Annotated in this window: 3 protein-coding genes; all 3 read left to right on the plus strand. The window is 54.3% G+C overall.

Annotated features, from left to right (window positions below):
* A partial coding sequence (gene coaD, locus PHP98_12110; GenBank protein ID MDD5484372.1) for a pantetheine-phosphate adenylyltransferase occupies nucleotides 1–226 on the plus strand: 226 nt, incomplete at its 5' end.
* Nucleotides 227–793: 567 nt separating this feature from the next.
* Complete coding sequence (gene ltrA, locus PHP98_12115; protein MDD5484373.1) at nucleotides 794–2,071, plus strand: group II intron reverse transcriptase/maturase; 1,278 nt, start codon at nucleotides 794–796, stop codon at nucleotides 2,069–2,071.
* Nucleotides 2,072–2,225: 154 nt separating this feature from the next.
* Nucleotides 2,226–2,998 (plus strand): saccharopine dehydrogenase NADP-binding domain-containing protein (locus PHP98_12120; GenBank protein ID MDD5484374.1); only part of this gene is annotated, 773 nt, incomplete at its 3' end.

The following is a 2,998-nucleotide window of genomic DNA, read 5'->3' on the forward strand; positions in this document are numbered from 1 at the left end:
TCAAATGGCGCTGACCAACCGCCACATGGCGCCGGATATTGAGACGTTTTTCATGATGACGAAAGAATCCTACAGTTTTTTAAGCTCCAGCGCGGTGCGCGAAGTGGCCGCCCTGGGCGGGGACACCAGCAAGTTTGTGCCGGATTTTGTGCGGCGGGAGCTGATGAAGAAGATCAGGAAGTCAGGGGTCGGTAGTCAGCGGCCAAAATTTGGGAAAAAGCCATGAGTGCGCCAAGCGAAGCTGGCGCACACCAAGCCGGCAAAGCCGGCACGACCAAAGGTTAACCACCGGGTCGGAACGGAACTATGCGCGCAAAGAGGCAACGAACTGCGCGAAGCCATAGGAAAGGAGCGAGTCAGCCACAACGCAAGTGAAGGTATTGAGCCCCGAAATACTCCTTGTTGCACAGGGCCAAGGTTTTCATGCACTGGAAGCCAGCAGCGGGTTGCGCGAAATGGTGAGCACAATCCGCCGTGCCGGGGTCTAAGTCCGTGGCGGGCAAGCGAACGGTGGGCGTTGGAACTTGGGAGAGCCGCGTTGCTCTCGGAAAGCGGCCGACAAGCTGAAGAGGCGAGGAGGCGGTAAGGTGGCGCGGCAGTCGGATCAGCTCATAGTAAGGGAGTAGGCGGGGTAATGCCCGGCGCGGACAACGCAGTCCACCCGAAGGGGCTGACAACAGAACGTAGAGGGGAAAGGAAACAGATGCCTGACATAGAGCGGGAAGACACATTTGCGAAATTGACCCTCATAAAGAAACGAGCTTGCGAGGAGACCGGTTATCAGTTTACGTGCTTGGCACATTTACTGAACGCGGGTTATCTCAAAGCGTGCTACATGAAGCTTGGCCGAGACCGGGCGTGTGGCATAGATGACGTAACATGGAAGGAATACGGCGAAAAGCTGGATGAAAACCTAAACGACCTGGTAATGCGCCTGAAAGCCAAGCGGTATAAACCGCAACCGGCCAAGCGCGTGTATATACCCAAGAACGAGCACGAGAGAAGGCCGCTGGGAATGCCCGCATTGGAAGACAAGATCGTGCAGAAAGCGATAGTCGGAATACTTGAGGCAATCTACGAAGCGGATTTTCTGGACTGTTCATACGGGTTCAGGCCGGGCAGGAGCTGTCATAACGCGTTGGAAACTGTGGGTCGCAAAATCATGACCAAGCCCGTGAATCATGTGGTAGAGGCGGACATCAAGGGATGTTTTGACAAGATACCGCATGACTGGCTGATGAAGGCGTTGGAAGTTCGGATTAAAGACCCGAGCACGCTGCTGATAATCAGACGCTTTCTGAAAGCCGGATACATGGAGGCGGGCATGCTGATGGCGACCGAACAGGGGACGCCGCAAGGCGGCAACTTGAGTCCGTTACTTTGCAATGTATTCCTGCATTATGTGCTGGATGTATGGTTTGAGAGGAAAATCAAGCCGGAGTTGGAAGGGTATGCCGAGTTGGTGCGCTATGCGGATGACTTTATCTGTATGGTGCAGTCAGCGCAAGACGCCCGGAAAATAGAGCAGATACTGAAGGAACGATTTGCGCGTTATGGGATGGAACTGCATCCTGAAAAGACGCGCGGAATCAGTTTCGGCAGGTATGAGGAACAAAACGCCAAGCGGCAGAAGCGGTGCGCCAACACATTTGACTTTCTGGGCTTCACGCACTATTGCGGGAAAAGCCGGAAAGGCAACTTCATGGTGCATCGTAGAACCAGTGGCGCAAAGTTCCGCAAGAGGTGCAAGGAGTTGAACGCATGGCTGAAGACGGTCAGGAACGCGATGCCGACCAAAGAATGGTGGCCGATACTGGCAGCCAAACTGCGCGGTCATTATCAGTATTACGGAATAAGCGGAAACATACGCGCCTTGCAGCGCTACTATGCTGTCGCGCTCCGGCTGACGCGCAAATGGCTCAACCGTCGCAGTCAGCGCGGGAAACTCTGGCGGAAGCAATTTGCGGAATACGTGAAACGCTATCCGCTGCCGCAGCCTGCAATCAAGCACAATCTGTTTACGTTGTCGTTCGTTTCCGCCTTGGGCGGATCCGCCTCTGGCGGAAAATGAGTTCTGTTGAAGAGCCGGATGTGAGAAATTCACAAGTCCGGTTCCGTGAGGGGCATTGAAGTTTCCTCACACGGTTGAATATTGTGACACTCGCCAATCGAAAGAGGCGAGAAAACGGGGAATACAAAGCAAACCTAAATAAGGAAATCATATTATGTCTACTCGACAAAAAAACATACTTATCATTGGCGCCGGCGGGGTGGCGCACGTCGCGGCCCACAAGGCGGCCATGCATAACGACTTGCTCGGCGATATCTGCATCGCGTCGCGCACGCAGTCCAAATGCGATGCCATCATCCAGAGCGTTGAACGGAAAAATCATGTCAAGGACAAGTCAAAAAAGCTTTATTCCCGCCGGCTGGACGCGCTTGACGTTTCCGCGACCATGCGGTTGATCAAAACCGCCCGGGCCGGGATTGTCATCAATCTTGGCAGCGCGTTTGTCAACATGTCGGTTCTGGAGGCTTGCCTGGGGACCGGCGCGGTTTACCTGGACACCGCCATTCACGAGGAGCCGGACAAAGTCTGCGAGAACCCGCCCTGGTACGCCAATTACGAATGGAAGCGCAAAGCCCGCTGCCGGGAAAAGGGGCTGACCGCCATTCTGGGGGTTGGTTTTGATCCGGGCGTGGTCAACGCCTATTGTGCCCTGGCGGCGAAACGTTATTTTGACAAAATTGACACAATTGACATCATGGACGTCAACGCCGGCCGCCACGGAAAATATTTCGCCACCAATTTTGATCCCGAAATAAATTTCCGCGAGTTCATCAAGGTCTGGACGTGGATTGACCGGAAATGGAAGCAGTATCCCACGCACTCCGTCAAGCGCGTTTATGATTTTCCGGTCGTCGGCGCGCAGCCGATTTATCTGAACGGCCACGACGAACTGCATTCGCTTTCCAAGAACATTGACGCCGAAAGCAT

It is taken from the genome of Kiritimatiellia bacterium, from assembly GCA_028715905.1.
Classification (GTDB): Bacteria; Verrucomicrobiota; Kiritimatiellia; order JAAZAB01; family JAAZAB01; genus JAQUQV01.